Annotated in this window: 16 protein-coding genes; 1 reads left to right on the top strand and 15 read right to left on the bottom strand. The window is 33.9% G+C overall.

All coding sequences use genetic code 11. The features are described 5' to 3' along the window. Positions 1-111: 111 nt before the first annotated feature. Entirely contained in the window at positions 112-2697 is a 2586-nt protein-coding gene (gene clpB, locus CF599_RS05820) for an ATP-dependent chaperone ClpB (protein ID WP_121965104.1), read from the top strand. 143 nt (positions 2698-2840) lie between these two features. Here the strand turns inward: clpB and CF599_RS05815 are convergent, their stop codons facing one another. The 15 genes from CF599_RS05815 to CF599_RS05740 form a co-directional block, all read right to left on the bottom strand. Continuing rightward, a complete protein-coding gene (locus tag CF599_RS05815; RefSeq protein WP_121965103.1) occupies positions 2841-3719 on the bottom strand; it encodes a DUF805 domain-containing protein in 879 nt (292 codons plus the stop codon). Positions 3720-3721: 2 nt separating this feature from the next. Continuing rightward, on the bottom strand, positions 3722-4606 hold the full coding sequence (locus CF599_RS05810) for a J domain-containing protein (protein ID WP_121965102.1): 885 nt from the start codon (positions 4604-4606) through the stop codon (positions 3722-3724). 7 nt (positions 4607-4613) lie between these two features. Beyond that, positions 4614-5156, bottom strand: coding sequence for a TIGR02281 family clan AA aspartic protease (locus tag CF599_RS05805; protein WP_121965101.1), 543 nt, complete (start codon positions 5154-5156; stop codon positions 4614-4616). A gap of 2 nt (positions 5157-5158) precedes the next feature. Further along, on the bottom strand, positions 5159-5767 hold the full coding sequence (locus CF599_RS05800; RefSeq protein ID WP_121965100.1) for a flagellar motor protein MotB: 609 nt from the start codon (positions 5765-5767) through the stop codon (positions 5159-5161). 11 nt (positions 5768-5778) lie between these two features. Beyond that, on the bottom strand, positions 5779-7104 hold the full coding sequence (locus CF599_RS05795; RefSeq protein WP_143824795.1) for a hypothetical protein: 1326 nt from the start codon (positions 7102-7104) through the stop codon (positions 5779-5781). Between the two features lie 14 nt (positions 7105-7118). Continuing rightward, complete coding sequence (locus CF599_RS05790) at positions 7119-7742, bottom strand: hypothetical protein (protein ID WP_121965098.1); 624 nt, start codon at positions 7740-7742, stop codon at positions 7119-7121. 25 nt (positions 7743-7767) lie between these two features. Further along, a complete protein-coding gene (locus CF599_RS05785; RefSeq protein WP_143824794.1) occupies positions 7768-9018 on the bottom strand; it encodes a hypothetical protein in 1251 nt (416 codons plus the stop codon). Between the two features lies 1 nt (position 9019). Next, on the bottom strand, positions 9020-12460 hold the full coding sequence (locus tag CF599_RS05780; protein ID WP_121965096.1) for a hypothetical protein: 3441 nt from the start codon (positions 12458-12460) through the stop codon (positions 9020-9022). A 2-nt stretch (positions 12461-12462) separates the two neighbouring features. Beyond that, complete coding sequence (locus CF599_RS05775; protein ID WP_121965095.1) at positions 12463-13902, bottom strand: hypothetical protein; 1440 nt, start codon at positions 13900-13902, stop codon at positions 12463-12465. 2 nt (positions 13903-13904) lie between these two features. Further along, on the bottom strand, positions 13905-14333 hold the full coding sequence (locus CF599_RS05770) for a hypothetical protein (protein WP_121965094.1): 429 nt from the start codon (positions 14331-14333) through the stop codon (positions 13905-13907). A 2-nt stretch (positions 14334-14335) separates the two neighbouring features. After that, positions 14336-15838 (bottom strand): hypothetical protein, encoded by a 1503-nt coding sequence (locus CF599_RS05765; RefSeq protein ID WP_143824793.1) that lies wholly within the window; start codon positions 15836-15838, stop codon positions 14336-14338. A 289-nt stretch (positions 15839-16127) separates the two neighbouring features. Further along, positions 16128-16994 carry a hypothetical protein gene (locus tag CF599_RS05760; protein ID WP_121965092.1) on the bottom strand — a complete coding sequence of 289 codons (867 nt, stop codon included), beginning with the start codon at positions 16992-16994 and terminating at the stop codon, positions 16128-16130. 108 nt (positions 16995-17102) lie between these two features. Next, a complete protein-coding gene (locus CF599_RS05755) occupies positions 17103-18059 on the bottom strand; it encodes a J domain-containing protein (protein ID WP_121965091.1) in 957 nt (318 codons plus the stop codon). Between the two features lie 231 nt (positions 18060-18290). Beyond that, on the bottom strand, positions 18291-19337 hold the full coding sequence (locus CF599_RS05750; protein WP_121965090.1) for a TerC family protein: 1047 nt from the start codon (positions 19335-19337) through the stop codon (positions 18291-18293). Between the two features lie 162 nt (positions 19338-19499). Further along, positions 19500-21005, bottom strand: coding sequence for a helix-hairpin-helix domain-containing protein (locus CF599_RS05740; protein WP_121965089.1), 1506 nt, complete (start codon positions 21003-21005; stop codon positions 19500-19502). Between the last annotated feature and the right edge of the window lie 5 nt (positions 21006-21010).

Here is a 21010-nt window from a genome sequence, read left to right as displayed (position 1 = left end):
GACATCTTTTACTAATGCGAATTATGCAAACATTGTCAAAATGTCTTAAATTTAGTATTGGAACACCTTTTGACTATTACGATATAACCAAACAAATAAACAGATTATTATATGAACTTAAATAATTTTACAATAAAATCGCAAGAAGCTTTACAGCAAGCACAGGTAATCGTGCAAGGCTTAGGGCAACAACAAATAGAAAATGAGCACATTTTCAAAGCGATAATGGAAGTTGACGAAAACGTTACTCCTTTTATCTTAAAGAAATTAAACATCAATGTAGATACTTTTAAATCTGTATTAGATGCAACAATCGCTAACTTCCCAAAAGTAGAAGGAGGTCAAATGGGCTTATCAAGAGAAGCAGGTACTGCTATCACTGAAGCGCAGGCTATCGCTACGAAGATGAAGGATGAGTATGTCTCTATAGAGCACTTAATCTTAGCTATTTTTAAATCTAAGAGTAAAGTAGCACAGATATTAAAAGATCAAGGTGTAACAGAAAAACAACTTGAAGCGGCTATTAACGAAATCAGAAATGGAGCAAGAGTAACTTCTGCATCTGCTGAAGAAACTTATAACTCTTTAAATAAATATGCTAATAACCTTACAAAATTAGCTAACGAAGGTAAACTAGATCCTGTAATCGGACGTGATGAAGAAATCAGACGTGTGTTACAAATCTTGAGCCGTCGTACAAAGAACAACCCAATGCTTATCGGTGAACCAGGAGTTGGTAAAACAGCTATCGCAGAGGGATTAGCACACCGTATCGTACAGCAAGATGTACCTGATAACTTAAAAGACAAGCAAATCTTCTCATTAGATATGGGAGCTTTGATTGCAGGTGCGAAATATAAAGGAGAGTTTGAAGAGCGTTTAAAATCAGTAGTTAAAGAGGTAACTTCTGCTGAAGGAAACATCATCTTATTCATCGATGAGATTCACACTTTAGTAGGTGCTGGAGGTGGTGAAGGTGCTATGGATGCCGCGAATATCTTAAAACCTGCTTTAGCACGTGGAGAACTTCGTTCTATCGGAGCGACAACATTAGATGAGTACCAAAAATACTTTGAGAAAGACAAAGCCTTAGAGCGTCGTTTCCAAAAAGTAATGGTAGATGAGCCAGACACAGAAAGTGCTATCTCTATCTTACGTGGTATTAAAGAGAAGTATGAAGCTCACCACAAAGTACGTATAAAAGATGAGGCGATTATCGCTGCGGTTAACTTATCAGAGCGTTATATCACCAACCGTTTCTTACCAGACAAGGCGATTGACTTGATGGATGAGGCAGCGGCTAAATTAAGAATGGAAATCAACTCTAAACCAGAGGAATTAGATGTGCTTGATCGTAAGATTATGCAATTAGAAATTGAGATTGAAGCCATCAAACGTGAGAATGATGAGGACAAACTTAAATCTCTTGGATTAGAAGTTGCTAACTTAAAAGAAGAAAGAAACGATATCTATAGCAAATGGCAATCTGAAAAAGAGGTTGTAGATCGCGTACAGGCTATTAAACAAGAAATAGAAACATATAAATTGGAAGCTGAAAAAGCGGAACGTGATGGTGACTATGGAAAGGTAGCTGAGCTTAGATATGGAAAAATAAAAGACGCTCAAGAAGACCTTGAGAAAGCACAAAAACAATTAGACGAAAACCAAAGTGGTCAATCGCTAATTAAAGAAGAGGTTACAAGTGATGATATCGCTGAAGTAGTAGCTAAATGGACTGGTGTACCAGTGACTAAAATGCTACAAAGTGAAAGAGAAAAACTGCTTCACTTAGAAGGCGAATTACACAAACGTGTGGTAGGTCAAGAAGAAGCAATTGTAGCTATTAGTGATGCTGTACGTAGAAGTCGAGCTGGATTACAAGATCCTAAAAAACCGATAGGTTCATTCCTATTCTTAGGAACTACAGGGGTTGGTAAAACAGAGCTGGCTAAAGCATTAGCAGTGTACCTATTTGACGATGAAAGTGCTATGACGCGTATTGATATGAGTGAATATGGAGAAAGACACAGCGTAAGTAGATTAGTAGGAGCACCTCCAGGATATGTAGGGTATGATGAAGGTGGTCAATTAACTGAAGCGGTACGTAGAAAACCTTACTCTGTGGTGCTGTTAGACGAAATAGAAAAAGCACACCCTGATACATTCAACATCTTGTTGCAAGTATTAGATGAAGGACGTTTAACAGACAACAAAGGCCGTTTAGCTGACTTCAAGAATACCATCATTATTATGACTTCAAATATGGGTAGTCACATTATCCAAGAGAAGTTTGAGAATGCTACAAATATTGAACAGGCTTCTGAAGATGCTAAAGTAGAAGTGTTGAACGAGTTGAAACAACAAGTTCGCCCTGAGTTCTTAAACCGTATTGACGAAGTGGTAATGTTTACACCGTTGAGCAAAGACAATATCTTACAAATCGTAGATATTCAATTGCAAAGTGTATTCAAGATGCTTGCTCAACAAAACGTACATATGGAAGCAACTGCGGAAGCTAAAGAATTCTTGGCAAACAAGGGATATGATCCTGAGTTCGGTGCACGTCCTGTAAAACGTGTTGTACAGAAAGAGGTATTAAACCGCTTGTCTAAAGAGATCTTATCTGGTAATGTAAAAGCAGATAGTATCATCTTATTAGACTCTTTCAACAACGAATTGGTATTCAGAAACCAATAATATTATTTTGATTGATTAGTTAGTTATAAAAACCAAAACACCCCAAGTCACAATGGCTTGGGGTGTTTTTTGTTCTTAGTAGATCGTTTATTACGTACACAATTCAAAAAACAATATAATAGTATAAAATAACATCAGTCCATTTACTTTCTAACACCATATTTATTGGCTCCTTTATTTCCTGGAAAAAGCAGAAGTATAAGCGCCGGTATAACTTGAAAAAAAGGAATTAACAATAGTAACATCAACCAACCTGACTGTCCTATATCGTGAAATCTCTTTCTAATAAGAATAATACATCGAATACCAATAAATATTGCTATCAAACCACTTATTAAATTAGCACTTTTAGGTATTATAGCTAAAGTTATACTTGCTAGAATAAGATAGCCTATTAAACCTAGAAACAACCGTCCCCTTCCTACTCTATTTCCATTTGTCGTAGGGTAATAAACAGTGTTTAAGACTCTAGTATTGTCTTCGTTTCTTCTTCTCTCTAAGGAGCCTTCATAAGGCGGAGGGACTCCTACTTGCTTAGTCTGCGGAGTATAAACCAATATAATATCTGTTTCTATCATGACTTCAGAATTAGTATTGATTGCTTTTAACTTAATTACTTCTTGTCCTTTCTGCACTTTTATCCTCTGTTCGCCTGAAGCATCTACTAATAACCCAAACGGTTCGATTCTAACGATATCAGCATCTATGACTTCCCAACAGAACAAGAGTTCCTCTCCTTCTGTAAAGGATTCTTTCTCACATTTAAAAAACGCTATAAGGGGAATTACTTTAGGCTTCGGTTTGGCTTTTCCTAGAAAGTCATAATCGTAATCAATTCTTCTCTCTTCATTACTTAAGGTATTATAAGCCTCAGTTAACTGCTCGGACATTTCTCTTAAGAAAATACTATTTGGGTTCTTTACAGGATTAAACTTGTCTTTTAATAATACATAAGCCTCCTCTATCTCCTCAGTACTTGCATCCTCAGATACCCCTAATATCTTATAATAATGTTTGGTCATTTTTACTTAGAAACGTTTAATTGCTTATATGGATCGACATAATCCAATACTCTTCCCCCTTTAAACCTCACTCTATGATCACCATAAAACCAAGTATCAATATCTAAATGAGAATGAACTCTAACTGGTTCGCCTTGTGCGGCAAAGACCTCATCTTTAGTAGAACCTATCTTAAAGAACTTCTTAGGGCTAATAGTTTCTTCTATTTTATCAACAGCTTTCTCTTGTATAGGTGCTGCCACAGGCTTTGGAGTTTCAGCTACAGCTTTATTTTTAGCAGGAGTATCTACTACTTTTACTATAGGTTTAGCTACTGGTACACTTGATTCTACTTTCTTAGATTCCACAGCTACCTCCTCTTTTTTATTAGATATGACGTCCTCTATTGCTTTTGAATCATTGTCAGTAAGCACTTCTTCTATGGCATCATCCTTACTACTATCTTCAGATTCAGCAACGGTATTATCCTTACTAGCCTCATCAGGTTCAACAACAACTTCTTCTTGATCAATAAAGGCATCAGAAGACTTAGAATACTCACTATAAAAATAATATCCTGTACCGACTGCTAATAACCCAATTAGAAGAAATAGAATACTATAAGCTACTTTATCATTATTATTGATTGGTCCTCGTGAAGGTATTTCTCTTATAGTTGTTTCTGTAGGTTGACTACAAGGACGTTCCACAGCTGGCTTAATAGTTCTATCAGTTGAAATAGCTTGATACGCCTCATTCACTTGCTGCGTCATTGTAACTAAAAAAGGACTGTTTGGGTTCTTCTCCGGATTATACTTATCAAGAGCATCTACATAAGCCTGCTCTATTTCTTCTTGACTAGCACTCTCCTGTATTCCTAATACTCTGTAATATTTTGATTTACTCACAACTCTGCTATTTAAATGTCAATGTTTGCTTTTGATAATTAATAGAAAAATCACCAAAACGCTCTAGTGCACTTTGTCCTAATAACAAAGGCGCTTCCATATTATGAACGATTGACGCCTGTACATTCTTCACTTTCTTATTACCGATCTGTACTTCACGTAGATTAATTACTGTTCCCTCAGCTATTGACCCATCCGCTATCTGATATTGTGCCACACCAACGAAGTCCTCTTCTTTTAACTTGCCTTGCTTTAATAAATAACTTGCCTCAGTCAGTGAGATAGTCACATCACTAGCCCCTGTATCAAATATAAATTGCATCTCTACACCGTTTATTTTAGCAGGAACTTCATAAACACCACCTCTTTTCTTCATCTTAATAACTCCCTTTCCACTAGTGGTAGTAGACTTATCATTATGTCTCTGACTAGACTGTCTTCTAGAATCAGTATGATGTGTACGATTGGTACCTGACCTAGAACATCTGGCACAATCAGTCATTAACAATCCTACTAGTAGAACTGTGATTATATAAAATATCTTCTTCATTATTATCTAACATTACCAATTTTTGGAACAATTTGAATTAAGAAACGCTGATTTAATGTCTCATTTGTCGATCGTCCTACCCCATTCACACCACTACCTGCTATCTGAAGCTCACAAATCGAATTATCAAATCGAATACCGTTAGCATTCCATAAGTTATACAGTGCTAATGCTCGCTCATAACTTAACTCATTATTCTTATAATAATTATCCCTAGAAGACATTCCTTCTATAATAATCATATACTTAATATCTTGTCCTGCATACTCTTTCTTCATCTTTTCAATTAGTTCAGATACACTTTTACCTACTTTAATCAAATAAGGTTTATCAGCCTTCGTAATTTCACTAGACATCGCTAAAAAACTAATCTGTCTCTTCAATGCAAAACGCTTGTGCTCCTCATCGTATTTAAAGTACTCTTCAGGCAACTCCTTAACAGCATCTTGAATATCTGTAATCTGCTTTAACTGCTGTACTGTGGCCTCTTGTCTTTTCTTCATAATCGTGATAGAAAGAACAAAAAGCACTAACATAATAAAGAACAAACTCGTCATTAAATCAGCATAACTTGCCCAAAAGAAACCTTCTTCCTTTTTTTTCTTTGCCATTCTAACAGAAATTATTTAAATAGGAACTTAAAGATTTGATACAGTCCTATTATACTACCTGTACCTGCAAATACATATAATAATATCTTCAGGATCTTATCATTCTTAAAGCTACTATTCTCTGCACCTAATGATCCATTGCCTTTAATCAACTCATCTCTAAACTCGTTAAACGCAATCATAAGCATCTCATTATTCTTACTATTAGACACCTCGATCTGCTTAGATACTTGTCTATCAAAGTCAGTGAATACCTTATCTAAGGTCTTAAATACCATATTAACATTCTCCTCGATAGCACCTGTCTCTAAAGTGATCTCTGCTTTTAGTGCATTTAACTCTTCACTGCTACGCATCTTCTCAAAAGTCTCGATCGCCTGATCATTAAACTGCTCATATGCCTTGTGAAATGCACTATCTATCTCGACCACGTGTCCCTCTAGCATCTTTCTTCTATCTTGAATTTGCTTGATTTCATTTCTCATCAACTGAATCATCTGTTGATTCGTTTCATTACTTCCTTTAAACCCCTCAGCGATAGAAGTGAAATCCTCTGTCCTATTTAATTGCTTTAAAACCGTACTATTTAACTCCTTCGTATTCTCTATAAAACCATTTACATTGTTTAGATACTCTTGGAATTTAGCAAAGTGAGATGAACTTTCTTTTAGCTCTTTCAGTACGTTCACATTGATATTAGCCAACTGTACAACATCTACTTTCTTTAACTCCTCCATAATATCCACCTGACTTTGGAAAGAACCTTGTATACCTGTTAATACTGTTCTGAACTCTGTTACATTCTCAGAAAAAGTATTATTAAACTTGACTAAGTTAGCCTGTAAAGAGTACAAACTTGAAGTAGTATTCTGACTTAAGACAGGTAAAAGACTAGTCTGAATCCAAGAAAAAAAGCTGTTCTTTAGAGACTCTGCTCTATTCTTAGCCTCTTTGAATAGCCACCCAGACAATATAGTAGTCAATAATAATCCCACAAAAGAAGCAATCATAGCAATCTTCACTCCTCCTATCAAAATATCAACAGAATGATTAAACTCATCACTAGATACACTAGGAATAGCAAAAAGCCCTACAACAATACCTAACATAGTTCCCATTAGACCTAAATACAATGGAATAGGTACTTGAGCGCTAATCTCTTCCTCTACTGCATCTACATTTCTATCTACGATATCTTTGATTAGATTAAAATCACTAACAGCACCCTTATTCTTAATTAAATACGTATTTACTGAATCTTGAATATTCTTATATACTTCATTCTGCTCACCACTACTATCTATAATAGTTAACTCTATATATTTCTTATCGCTCATTGCCATTACATTAATTAAGAGTGAAATATTATTTTACAAGGATCTTCTACTTTCCACAAGCCATCTGTCAACATCGCTGTACCTTTTTTGATAACTTCAATACTCTTTACCTCATTTGGAATTATCCCATCGTATACACAAGCTCTATCAAGAAAAAGGGTCGGTTGTGTCAAAAACTTACCTACATTAATCTCATCTCCATTTATTAATTCAAACTCGGCATAATCAGGAAATTGAGAAGAAATACTTAGCTGATACATTGCTTGGTCAATACTCTGACATTCAACATCAAAAACATCTATATTGTTTGGCATTTTATAGTATTTCTCAGTGATACTCTCTTGAGTTACTTTAGTATCTATTGTTTCAATAACCGTATCAGTGGCCCCTATTTCCTGTGACTTATTCTTCTTATACTTATCCAAGTTGGCATAGACATCCTCTAAATCAAGTCCTTCTATCTTATCCTCTCTAACGTAGATCTTAATTGTTTTAAAGCTTTTTGCTTCTGGCAAAATAGACTTAAATATATTAATCTTTAAGTATGCTTTATAAAACACCCATCCTTGTAGAGCTACGATACATACAATTATTAATATGATTAAAAAATCGTGTCCACTTGTTGTTCCTTCATTCATATTTAATACTTCTTATTTTGTTTGATTACACAAACTCTATCTTACACTTCTCTACTATTCTCCAGTTACCTCCTTCGTTGATAACAGAGCCGGTCTGAAGTACTCTTATTCCTTTAGTAGAAGAGCTTGGTGTAGCTGTATACTCACAACCACAATCAATAAATGTACTCATTTCGAATATAGCGTCTTGTAGATAACGGTCGCTGATATCTATATAGAAAATTCCTTCATTATTATTAATGTATTCAACACTATAGATACTACTCTCTCTACTTTTCTCTGCTGTAAAAATCCCATCTTGATTAGGGATAGAATAGTACTTAACGCTCTTTGTGGGTACAGGAGCTACTACTTCTAATTCAATAGGGGCAGACACTATCTCTTCTATCATTTGCTCTTTCGGTTGTACAATTGCTTGTTCTAGTTTTTCTAAATCAGTCATCTTAGCAAGCAATTGTCTATTTTCTTCCTGCAACTTTTTAATATCTTCTTGGTATTTAATTAAATCACTACTACCTGCAGTAGTATCATTAACAGGTGAACTAGTTGGACGGTCAATCTTATACTTCGAATCTTCTTTTTTATCATCAGAACTCCCTACCTTTTTAAGCAAAAAGAAAGCTCCTATAAAACCAAGCACTACTCCTAAAGTTAAACCAACTGATAGAGGTTTGATTTCAAAAAAACCTATCTCTTCTACCTTTGGTTCTGTAGTTGGAGTAACTGTTATATCATCCTCTACGTCAGAAGTCGGAAGAGGATCGCTGACAGCTACAGTAGTATCTTGTGCTTGTGTTTGAGTCAAATCATTTGTCGTATCAGTAGTAACTCCGCTATTCTTATCTGTAGCACTGTAGATCCTTTTTAGTTCACTAAAATCCCTAGTATAATTTTGCTTACGATTCTCTTTACTAAAGAATGTGACTATTGTTTGATAAGACGAATTATTAAAAATATTCTTACCCGCTTTACCATTTAAATAATCAACTGTATTAAATTGAGTAAAATCCTTTGAATCTCTTAATGATATAAACTCATTAATCAGCTTATAAGTATTACTAGTATCTACGAACTTTGCTTTATATCCTTCCAAAGTTTGGTCCTTGGTCGGGATGACTGATCCTTTAAAATCATCTTTAGAGTCTTCATTCCTAGAAGTATTAACACAATACACCCCTATCGTATTAACTGCTTTTACGAATTCTTCTTTACTTAGATTCTGAGCCATTCCTAAATGGCTCAGAATTAATATAAAACTTAAATATAGGTATCTCATCTTATTTTAGATTTCCAGAAGCTATAGCATATAGCAATTGATTAATAGTTCCCTTTAATGGATAGAAGAATAATGTTTCTGATAACTTCGACTCTTTATTGCCATTTTGGCTTTTGATAGCACTGTTGACTTCTAGTTTTAAGAAACCGATTGCATTCTGTAGTAAGTTCTCTTTATATTTAGGCAATGCCCCAGAGCTAATTCCGAAATTATCTTCGTAATTAAACTTCTTATCAAAAGCAAAGAACCACTCGATGAAGTTGATATATTCTCTATGTAATCTATTGATATACTCATCTTGCTCTGCAGCAGAATAATTAACATCTTTAGCATCCACAATAGAAAAATCATAGATTGACTTAATTTCTCTCAAAATAGTATTATCAACTACGTACGAGTTATCAATTAAAGCCCCTTTACAGCTAATCTCTTTCACTTGCTCATCCACGCGCACTTGTATGCGAATTGAGTTATCCCCATAGATGTCTTGGAATATTCCTGAGATCAATGTAGAAACCACTCCTTTTTGAGGTGATGCATCTAGGATATTAATCAACTTAGACCCCGTACCACTAAAAGTAAAATACTGAGGAGAAATAACATTCTTCTCTTTCATCATCTTAGCGATATAGTAGATAATAGAGCTAAAAAACAACAATGGTCCTACTTTTAACTCTGTATCACTATACAGAAGTTTAGTAAAGGCGTGATTAGAATTAAAGTTTTTATCTCTTTCTAAAGAGAATAAGAATGAGATATAATCAGCCGAATTATCTGTAGCTAATATACTCTCTCCTATATCCTTATATCTTCTATCTAAAAGCCCATCGTAAATCAAATTATACTTACATACATATCCATTTAATGAGCTAGTCGTATTAATCGCATCACCAAACAAGTTATTAGCAGCAAACTTAAATGAGCTTAATATGTTAGGTTGGTTATTAGTAAATACAACCACATCTGTTGTTCCTCCTCCTATATCTATTGACACGACTGAGTTACTCATAGATTGTACCCCTTGAGTAGTATAGTAATTATATGGCGCTAATGCCTCTGTAACTTCTTGTAAATTCTGAACATTACTTCCAAAGTATTTAGCGTACAAACCTGACCAAGTAGATGCTAGTTGGTTTTTATTAAACGTACTCATACTTGTAGGATATAACCATTTAATCTCTACGTTACTAGTATCACCACCGTTAAGCACTACCTTATTATACATCATAAACACCAAGTTCTCTAGATACCCTTCTACTAAACCTTGTGCACTTTGATTTGCTCCAAATTCAGTCCACTTTAGATTTGTATGTAAGGTATTTACCTCCCCGATAACAATATTCTTCTCATAATAGAACGGAATATTAAAATCTGCTAAGGCATAGTTCTTATCCACAGGATTCATATTAATATGATGTGTCAATGCAGTACGCTGTGGGAAAGAATCCCCTACTTCTTTATGAATTAATGTAGGCATTAGCTCCTGATAAAAGACATTCTCAAATCCTCTATATTCAAGGCTATTCGCCTGCTCTGCTGATAGCTTATGCAGCTTTACCAATTGGATATCTCGAGTAGTTACGTCAAATGGTACAGCGATAGGCTGAATAGAACTCTTATACTCTATGTGGGTATTCGTTGTACCGAAGTCAACTGCAAAAGAATACTTCACATTACCAGCTCTCTTCTCAATCCATTTAGGCAATATAACACCCTTAGCATTCTTGGCATTTAACTGAATAATATCAAAATCTTTCTCTATTACATAGTAGGTAGAGTTTGCTACTGAGCTAACTTGTCTTTTCTTAACAGCAGTTTTTTCAACATAATTTCCTCCTTTTAGCACATCTAAAGAAGCTAATCTAGTTCCCACACTATTAACGGTGTCATTATCAAAGAATCCTATGCGGTAAAAATGCTTATCCTCTTTACCTATGTATTTCACTAAAGAAGTTAAAGCTATACTACACGAGTAATTAAAAATTGCTCCCTTGTTCTCTTTTAAATCTGCTTGTTGAGTATTATAAGCTCCACCATTCACATATGTTCTTTGATAGGTAATGACAGAATTACCTGTACCATCACCTTTAATCGGAATGCGCAATGTCACATCTACATATAAGGTATCTCCCTGGCCACGCTCTGTAATCTCAAGGATATTTCTTCCACCAATACTTCCTTCTAAGAAATCTTGAGTAAAGTATTTAAAGAATTCTGCCTTGATAGGCAACAGATATCCTCTATAACAATTCGTATCTTGAGAAGTAAAGTTCCCGTTAAAGAACACCTCATTATTAATCGGAAAAGGAAGACATATGATATTCTCTTCTAACATATCCGATATTGTATAATAGGGATACTTAGCACCATCGTGAGGCAATACTCTATTTTCAAAACTAGCCGTGTCAAAATAAGGTGCTACCTTATTTCTATCCCAGTTAGCAGTCACATATTTAAAATCATTAGTGATTTTATCTATCGGAAGAATCAATGGCAATTGTTTGCTTTCTACCTCATTCTCAGGAGAACTTGCAGATACAATATTAGGCATAATAACAAACTCGCTATTATCAGTAATAGAGCCAACGTTAATTTTAAAGCTATATATCTTGTTCCCTAATACTTCTACATCATTATTTCCTCCATCTACACTAATAGCCTTATAAGAATTACCTTTAATTGTATTAGGATCTAATTGTTTAATGATTGTTTTCTCATCATTAGTCAATAAAGGGAAGTTAATAGTATATAAATAGTCATAAATAGCGCTAAACAGTGTATTTCCATTCGGTATGCTTCCTAGTAAAGCATACATATATTCCTGAAAACCAAACTGTCTTTTATTCAACGGGCATATTCCATCAAAAATACGTCTGTTACCAAAGAACACATTAATTTGCCCTTGGTAATTATTAGCTGTAGTAGAGAATAAAGTCACAGGTGAAGTCCCCCCTATAATATTCATTTTATTCTTACCATGCTTATAATCTAGTAAGAATATCTGACGTATATCGTCGAAGTTATTTGCCTTAGCATCTTGGTCAAAAAACAACTTAAGCGTGTCTCCTAACTGTTTATGTCCTGCATCAGTACTACTGCGTAAAGCCTGTAGATTAGTAGCTATATCCCAAGCTATAATATTAAAATCTTTACTGAATTTATCAAAATCAAAAAACAACTCAGCTATATCTAAACAGTCTGATACCATCTTGTGATAAATAGTATTACCATTGATATCTTTAGAGTTATTTACGTATTCGAATGCTACTTTTAATAAATCAAAACGAGCAAAAGGACTCGGAATAGACGTAATCTGTCTACTTACAGCATCTCCATTTCCATCAATGATACTTTGTATAGCTGTTTTTCCGTAAGCACTTGAATCTTGCCAGTGTTGCAAGTTATTATTACCATCTTCTTGTAATCGTAATACTTTTGCCATAATTAAAAGTTATATTTTGTTTTAATTAATTCATTAGTTGCGGCGAAGAATAAATCTACAAATCGTTTGTTTCCTTGTGATTTGCTATCAATTTCTTTATCTACCTTAGATAAGATAAAGTCAAAACGACCATAGCTCTTCCCTCCTTTATCAAACATCCCTGCGTCAGCCTTATATCCATTGACAAACTCAAATAGGTTACCTTCTCCTACATTTAAGTTATAAGGTGAGAACGTACGTTGATTATTACCCATTTCATTTAACCAACCTCTATACTCATTGACAAACTGAGTTAAATGGCTATAGAATGAGCTCCCCATAAGTGAGTTAATATTCAAGTCTTTTGCCCAGTTTTGTTCTCTTGCCTCCTGAAGTTTACTACCAATATATAAAGTGAATAAAGTAAACTGAGATAAAGGTGTATTTAATAACTGACTTGTAGCAGGAGATAGATTCTCTAACCCAAAAGTCAATGTGTCATTCTGTACACCGAACTCTTTATAAATAGGAGCTATAGCCTGAGCATTTGCACATTCTAATCTGTGAGAAGATTCTCTACAGAAGTCTATTATCGCTAATGCTGATGCTAATTCTACGAAGTGAGCTTGGTTCTTTTGCCCTACACCACCTTCATTATTCACCTGATTACTAGTGTAATTATCAGCTATATAATAGAATGAGTTTAACGAATTATTACCTGATACATTCACGTCATAATAGTTTAATGCCGCCTTCGCTTTAGAAACAAAAGTTGCTCCATCGATAGAACTCCCATCATCTACAGTAACATTAAAATAAGGTAATACAGATAAAGCTCCTATAGGTGCGTCCTGTAGTAATTTATAATTAGGGAAAGTAGACTCTACATTTCTGATATTCTTAAGCAATAAAGGGAAACCAGCCGCACCAGTACCTCCAAAAATAGAACTAACGATAAATATCCTATCTCCTTGTTTAAACCCATTCGCTAGATTCTGAAAATCTGCAGAATCAATAAAGCGGTTTAAGACAACACTACCAATATTAGGGTTTCCCTTAAACCCAACTTGCATATCAGCATCTAGGTTCTCCTCAGAAAATAACAACCTAACAAAAGCTTCATTTGCTTGGTCTAATCCATTAATGTTGATATACTGACCAAACTTTTTGTTATTCGTATCTCCTAGCCCGAACTTGTAGTTAGCACCAGGGCTTAACTCTTCTATATTTGTTTGAAAGAATCCTTCAGTATCTACGTTTGCCTGAATCTCTTTTCTAATGTAATTGTAATCTTTTAATAGCTGTACTGTTCTTGTGACATCACCATTAGCAGCATCCGGATCCACGATGATAGGTACTATCTCAAACTTGTTTGTGTCGATTCCACTTGCTAATAACATTGTCAATGCTTTAATCACACGCGAACCTGTTCCTCCTATTCCGAATAGATATAATTTATTCATAATTAAAATGGTGTTCTAGTTGCTTGAATACTTTTAAACTTAACTATTATTGACAATATAAATGACAGAATAACTCCGTAAAGAACATTGACCATTCCCAACTGAAAATACTCTGAAAAACCATAAGGATTTCCATCTTCACTTGTGATAAATAGATCATCCATAGCATTCATACTTACATTATAAGCTATAATAAAGTTGATAAGACCTATGATTAATATATATACGAACCACCATATTCTCTTGTAGAATTTACCATAATTAGACAGTAAGAAATAGTATAATACTACCGTAACAACAGTAACTATTAATAATGCCCATCCCATAGTCACATAACTACCAGAATCGTACATATCACTTGAGAAGTTCTCAATGTAAAAAAGGTTTAAAGGATTAAATCCCTCATAAAGCGTTGCAAAAAGATCGTTCATTTTTATTTGCTAATTTTAATTTTAAATTCACTATAATTCTTCATCGATGTGTTATTCAAATAAGACTCATATATCCCATCAAACAGATACTTAAAACCAAATGTCTTATCTATTGTCTCTTGGATTTTTAAGTCATTCTCCGTATTCACATCTAATACCCAACTAGGCACTTTCTTCTTTAACTCAAATGATAGGTCGTTATAACTTTTATTTTTTGCCTCAAAAGTCAAGAGATGAGTTAATGTCTGTCCACTTCTAGACAATTGTTCTTTAGCACTTGGGTGCAATAGACTTACATCAAACTTCTCTATTCCAACTAACTCATAATTACCGTGTGTAATTGCATAATTATTTACATCTTCTAGATATTTGCTTTCTAGATTCAACTTAGAATAATCAACACCCACTGTAAAAGAGAACTCTCCTCCATCACGTCCTGATAATCTGATATCAGATATTGAAACAACCTCATTATTTCTTCCTTTATCAACTTTATAAGAACCATTATCACTCTCTGTCTTAAAGACGTTATAATAAGTAGGTAAAGTGCTAGGAGTAAAATAGTGGTATTCTTTAACCTCTTTACGATTAAGCAAATCTAGCTTCGTTATTATTTCATTCAAGTAGCGTTCTCCTCCAAACACAAAAATATAATATGGTCTATTCTCTTTATTTAAAGTGGTTTTTAGATTATTATAACTGTAATATGTCCCTGTAAAGTCAGAGTCAAGCTTTAATATCAATGTACTTAAATCAGTATCTTTCTTTAGGGCTTTATTAAATGCATCCTTTATAAAACTCTTACTAGCATTTAATAACTCTAATACATTACTACCTTCGATAGAGTAAATCATATCAGATACTAAGAAAGTAACTTCACCATCATCTTGTAAATTAAATGATGTATTTAAGATACCGTTCAAATCACTACTCGCACGATTACCCGCAGTTCTAAACGAATCTATTGTTAAGGCTTTAGTGATGTCATTTACATTATCACTAATATTTAGAGGCGTTACTTGATTCGTGATATAACTTAGATTTATATCTTTTACATCATAGTGATTCTTAACATCTACTAGCAAGTCTATAATATCATTTTTATAAGAAGTATTTCCGTTTAAGTAACCATCTATACTACCTGATGACTCTAAATAGAAGTTTATCTTAGAAATACCTTTTACAGCTTCTAATGATACAGTATACCCCTTTTTCTCTAAAAAAGTGATTAACTTCTCTTCTTGAAACACACCTTCTTTTGACAAGAACTTCTTAAAGCTTCTATCTCCACTGTTTTTTTCAATCAAATCAACTAGAGCGGTGAACTGCTCGCCATCCACAGTCTGTTCTATCTTTAGCTCGGCAATCTTAGACTCAAGCAAATCCTTCCTTCCACAGCTAGTTATAGACATTATAGAAACAAGCAAAACTGAAAGCACAGCTTTACGTAAAACAGGTGTAAACCCCTTTGAATACAACGAAAATTCGAAATACTTTTTAACCATTTTTTATAATTAATTTATAAACCCTACTATTGCATTTAACTTAATAAATATAGTAATTTATCAGAAAATACAATATTATAAAAAAAACTCTTTTATACTTTACGGAAATCCTCATTTACACTGATATTATCATCGTACATAGCCTCACTAAATTTAAATAATTATTAACAAAACTAAAAACCCCGTCAATACAGAATACTGATGCACGCCATTTATATCTTACCTCACTATTAAGCATAAAAAAACACCCCAAGTCGCAATGACTTGGGGTGTTTTTTTAAATAATATTTTATTTAATATAGCTCTTACTTCTAGGCTTAAACATCGTCTGTATTTTTTTGGTCAAACGAATACCTGTATTTGATCGCTTTACATAGACAGGAATTTCGTGGAATGGGACATTCTTGACTTCCTCTATCATTTCTTGGAGAGTATAATTACTCATCAGAGATTTCTTCATCCAATCGGAGATTATTACATCCCACTCTTCTTTATTGCCCCAATAATGTCCTATCACATGATCACATGCATTTAATTTTAGTTGTTTCTCTAACACAATTGAAAAAGATAATTGTTCTACCAAAAAACACAATGCATTGTTATCACACATTTCATCATTAATTTGTAAGGCTACATTAATTAAATCAAAGTTAGTATTTGGAATTCCTATTACACCTGCATTCCACATATTGATACTCTTATCAACAAGAATATTTGCAAATGTTTTATCCTTTACTTTGCTCCATAGTTTCTTCTCTGTCTTTGTTTTTTTCTGATATAAAGCATCCTCTTTCACATGCATAATACCATTTCCTTTATATAATTCTTGCTTTAACACAGTTAACGATTTATAGAAAAAGGTATCTCCATCTAAATACAGAATATGTTGATCAGGATATCTTTCAGCAATTAACTGTAGTGCTTTTATTTTTGTCCTAAATATAAAGTTATAATCACCTTTCCATTCACTAATGATATCATTATCAATTGGTATAATCGTAACAAAATCCGCTACTAACTTAAATAAAGTCGGCTCTTCTGCAATAACAATTATTCGGTCAGATTCCTCTTTATTTACTAAGGCTGTACAAATAGAAAAAATAACTTGTTGGTAATAATTGATATTACTACCAAAAACAAAATAGACTATGTTCATAGTATTTCAAAAAATATATCCTCAAAACTACAATTAATATTTATCTTAAAACCATTTACATAAAGTAAATACCAATAAATAATAGAACATATACTATTGATATATAGTTTAGTTCTTCACATTTAATCTACCACTAACATTCGAATAGTCTATTACTTTATCGTTTTTAAAGCGTACTTTACTCTTGCCATAGAACCATACTTCTACATCTCCTTGTGTCTGTACATCAGAAGGATCCCCTTGAGAAGCCCATACTTCATTCTTCGTCGAGCCCACTTTAAAATACTTCTTATAGCCAAATTCTCCTTCTCTTTCATCTCTTTTAGATGACACTGCATTAGTTACCGTTTTTGTACTCTTATCTTCTTTAGCTACCCTTTCTGAAGCAGCAGGCTGCTTACTCTTTTCAACAGAGAGAGCAGTTGTCTTATTCTCAGTTTTTGTTTTATCATTAGTAGTTGCCATTGGGTTACTTACCTCAGTTACATGATCATTGGGCGCTGCTATAACTACTGAGGAATCAACATCTTTCTCCTTATTTGCTTCATCTATTAGATGCTCTATATTCTCTTTCATCGTTCTGCCAGGACTTGGAGTCTCCTCTACAGCATTATCTTCTGTACTTACGACACTTTCCACATCACTCACTGCTCCCTGATCATCACTTCCAAAAGTAGCAGAAGCAAAATACCCTCCTAACCCTAAAAGCAACCCAATGATAATAAATAAAAACAGATAAGCCTTATTATCCTTTTCAGTAGGTGTAATCCGGTTTTCACGAGTTGTGGTGGTGGTATTACTTACATTTCTCTCTATCACAGGAGGAACTGGTGATGATGTTGGCAATGTATAACCATTAGCTAGATTATACTTTTCCCTTTTATCCTTATCTCCCAATACTTCATAAGCTTCATTAAGTTGTTGAAACATTGTCTTAAGAAACAAACTATTTGGACTATTCTCAGGATTATATCGATCGAACAACGCCTTAAACGCTTTCTTCAACTCTTCGTCACTAGCATTTGGTTCTATACCCAACACCCTATAATAATTACTTTTACTCATCTAAAATATCGTTTTAATAGGCTACTTATTTAGATAAACATATCCAAACAAACACTCCACCATTAGTGCATTCCTAATAAAAAAACAACATTTAAAAATAACTGTTTTTTTATTAATAATATCATTTATAAAATTACAAAAAACCTCTTAAAACACTTATCCTTTTTAGATAAAAAAACACCCTAAGCAATAGTTGCTTAGGGTGTTCTAATCTATTATATCTTTTTATACTTATGCTTCTTTAATCTCGCCCTCATCTTTCTTTTCACCCTCATCTTTTTTATCAGGGAACATAACTGAAACTAAAACCGAAATCACCAATATAGAACCTACTATACCTAGTGAAACTGGTGAAGGAATATGTATCCAAGGTGAAATCAACATCTTTACCCCAATAAAGCTCAACACTATCGCTAATCCATAAGGTAACTTACTAAACATATGGATAAAGTTCGCTAACAAGAAATACAATGAACGCAATCCTAATATCGCAAAAATATTAGATGTATATAATATAAAAGGATCATTAGAGATAGCAAAAATTGCTGGAATAGAGTCAACCGCAAACAGTACATCCGTAAATTCAATAACCGCAACCACTACTAATAATGGTGTTGCCATCTTAATACCATTTTGCATAGTGAAGAACTTGTTTCCATCATAGTTATCAGCTACTTTCCAAAATCTCTTTACTAAACGTGCCCCCGCTGATTCACTAAAATCTTTATCCTCATCTTCATCTCCACCACCCCAAGATTTGATACCTGCATACACAAGAAACAAACCAAACAAAGTCATCACAACATTAATCTTAACTACAGATCCAAAAACCGTCATCTCAGGCAAATAAGTAATATTAATAATACCTACTCCTGCAAAAATGAAGATTGCTCTAAAGATTAATGCCCCTATAATACCCCAGAATAACACAGTGTGGTGCAAATATTTTGGTACTTTAAAGAATCCAAACACTAGTATAAATACAAAAAGATTATCTACTGATAAAGCCTTCTCTATCCAATATGCTGCTTGGAACTGTGTGATCTTTTCAACAGCTAAGGCATGTCCTCCTGCGTCGTGATTAAACACCCAATAGATAACCCCTGAAAACGCCATTGATAGCGTTATCCAAACAATTGTCCAAATAGTAGCTTCTTTAGAAGAAACCTCATGTGCCTTCTTATTAAAAACACCTAAATCAAGTAATAACATAATTATTACTACGATACCAAACCCCCATACTAACCCAGGATGCGTATCTAAAATACTTCTTTCCATAACTTTACTACTAATTACTTTGTAAACTTTCTTTTTTTTATTTTATTTAAACCCAGAATACGCGATAGACATATAGACGAAAAGTAATTATACAATATAGAGCTAATGAAAGAACTATGACGTAAAATTGCTTTGTAGTATTTGACTAATGAAGATTTTGGATTAAACCATTGTTACATATAACAATTTTCCTCCTTCTCCTCCTGATAATAATATTTTCTTATCATGTGCTAGTACTATTCTGTCATTAATCAACACATCTACTTGGTCAGACATATCTTTCATCCCCTGAACAGATTGATTAATTAATACCCATTCGCCATTTTCATACACAAACGTCGCAACTGCCTTCTTATCCTCTACTGTTAGATTTTCATTGTTAATAATATTCTTAGTCACATGCCATTGATGTAACGTTTTCCTATCACTTACTACGATACGGTGATTATCTAACTTCCAAACACCATCTCTATTTTTACAATAAATATCAATGACAGGCACATTATGATGAACTTTCTCTCCACAGAAAGGACATGTAGGTTTAGATGTATTATCAAATACAAACCACTTCTCACTACAGTTCACATTAGAACAATCTTGTAGAATATCCATAGTCTTTAACAGTGCTCCTTCCCATTCATTTGCCATCGGACGCATCATAGGATTCTCTAACCCCTCTACGAAAGCACGTTTTACTAACTCTCCTAAATAAGGCCCTAACACTGTATAAGGTACTTTCTCCGGATTACCCCAAAAGGTATCCCACTTATTAAGTTGATTGAGTTTTACCCTATTCATGCTATTCTCAGGATGCTCTATAAATAAAGCTCGTTCACCCATAGCCATAATCTCATCTCTATCAGAGTCTATATCCCATATTTTACCTCCTCTAAGAGGATGCCTTCTAAGTAGATACATATAGATTAATATAGCCAATGCATGCAAATCCGTCTTCTGATTAGGCAATATTCTCTTCGGATCCGTTAAAGTCAGGTGCTTGGTTTTTAAAACCTCTGGAGCTATAAAATCTGCTGTCCCGATAACCTCTGGTGGAAACATACCCGGAACTACCAATCCATCCAAATCAATAATATTTGCTGATTTAGTAATCGGATCTACTAATATATTATTATAAGACAAATCAGAATGTGCTAACCCCATTTGGTGCATCTTCTTAATCCCTCTTGTGATATTAAGTGAGATATCTAAATAACTAGACCAATCACCCAACTCACTTTTATCTAAATTAAAAGGAAACTGTTTATTTCTAAATGATGGAGAAGTAAACCACTTCCCTACTTTCTCACCACCTATAAGCGTATTGTGCATTTGATACCCCTTTTTGAAGAAGAAATTAGGAGTATAAATAGGAACAACGACTCCTATCAAACCATTCTTTTCCACTGCATCATAAGGCCATCTAAATACTTCATCTAAGTAATACGTAGATGCATTACCCTTTTTTATATTATCGTGATATAAAGTAACGATCTTCTTAATACGCTCTTTCTGATTATCATCTTGTTTATTTCTAAAAAAAGCAATTACATAATCTCTCTTAGGGGAGAAATACACATCTTTCACCCCACCTTGCTTAGGCTTGCCATCGTCCACATATTCATATGTTTTCGAAGTATCTACTATTGAATAAACTCTTACTATATTCATTATCC

It is taken from the genome of Myroides sp. N17-2 (genome assembly GCF_002286775.1).
In the GTDB taxonomy this organism is placed as follows: domain Bacteria; phylum Bacteroidota; class Bacteroidia; order Flavobacteriales; family Flavobacteriaceae; genus Flavobacterium.
This window is presented reverse-complemented; position numbering and strand designations above follow the sequence as displayed.

Excerpts from the sequence above, each read along its gene's own strand:
- CF599_RS05795 (WP_143824795.1), bottom strand. The coding sequence starts at position 7,104 with ATGAGCGATAAGAAATATATAGAGTTAACTATTATAGATAGTAGTGGT.
- CF599_RS05740 (WP_121965089.1), bottom strand. The coding sequence starts at position 21,005 with ATGAATATAGTAAGAGTTTATTCAATAGTAGATACTTCGAAAACATAT.
- CF599_RS05760 (WP_121965092.1), bottom strand. The coding sequence starts at position 16,994 with ATGAACATAGTCTATTTTGTTTTTGGTAGTAATATCAATTATTACCAA.
- clpB (WP_121965104.1), top strand. The coding sequence starts at position 112 with ATGAACTTAAATAATTTTACAATAAAATCGCAAGAAGCTTTACAGCAA.
- CF599_RS05780 (WP_121965096.1), bottom strand. The coding sequence starts at position 12,460 with ATGGCAAAAGTATTACGATTACAAGAAGATGGTAATAATAACTTGCAA.
- CF599_RS05815 (WP_121965103.1), bottom strand. The coding sequence starts at position 3,719 with ATGACCAAACATTATTATAAGATATTAGGGGTATCTGAGGATGCAAGT.
- CF599_RS05805 (WP_121965101.1), bottom strand. The coding sequence starts at position 5,156 with ATGAAGAAGATATTTTATATAATCACAGTTCTACTAGTAGGATTGTTA.
- CF599_RS05800 (WP_121965100.1), bottom strand. The coding sequence starts at position 5,767 with ATGGCAAAGAAAAAAAAGGAAGAAGGTTTCTTTTGGGCAAGTTATGCT.
- CF599_RS05775 (WP_121965095.1), bottom strand. The coding sequence starts at position 13,902 with ATGAATAAATTATATCTATTCGGAATAGGAGGAACAGGTTCGCGTGTG.
- CF599_RS05790 (WP_121965098.1), bottom strand. The coding sequence starts at position 7,742 with ATGAATGAAGGAACAACAAGTGGACACGATTTTTTAATCATATTAATA.
- CF599_RS05755 (WP_121965091.1), bottom strand. The coding sequence starts at position 18,059 with ATGAGTAAAAGTAATTATTATAGGGTGTTGGGTATAGAACCAAATGCT.
- CF599_RS05785 (WP_143824794.1), bottom strand. The coding sequence starts at position 9,018 with ATGAGATACCTATATTTAAGTTTTATATTAATTCTGAGCCATTTAGGA.
- CF599_RS05750 (WP_121965090.1), bottom strand. The coding sequence starts at position 19,337 with ATGGAAAGAAGTATTTTAGATACGCATCCTGGGTTAGTATGGGGGTTT.
- CF599_RS05770 (WP_121965094.1), bottom strand. The coding sequence starts at position 14,333 with ATGAACGATCTTTTTGCAACGCTTTATGAGGGATTTAATCCTTTAAAC.
- CF599_RS05765 (WP_143824793.1), bottom strand. The coding sequence starts at position 15,838 with ATGGTTAAAAAGTATTTCGAATTTTCGTTGTATTCAAAGGGGTTTACA.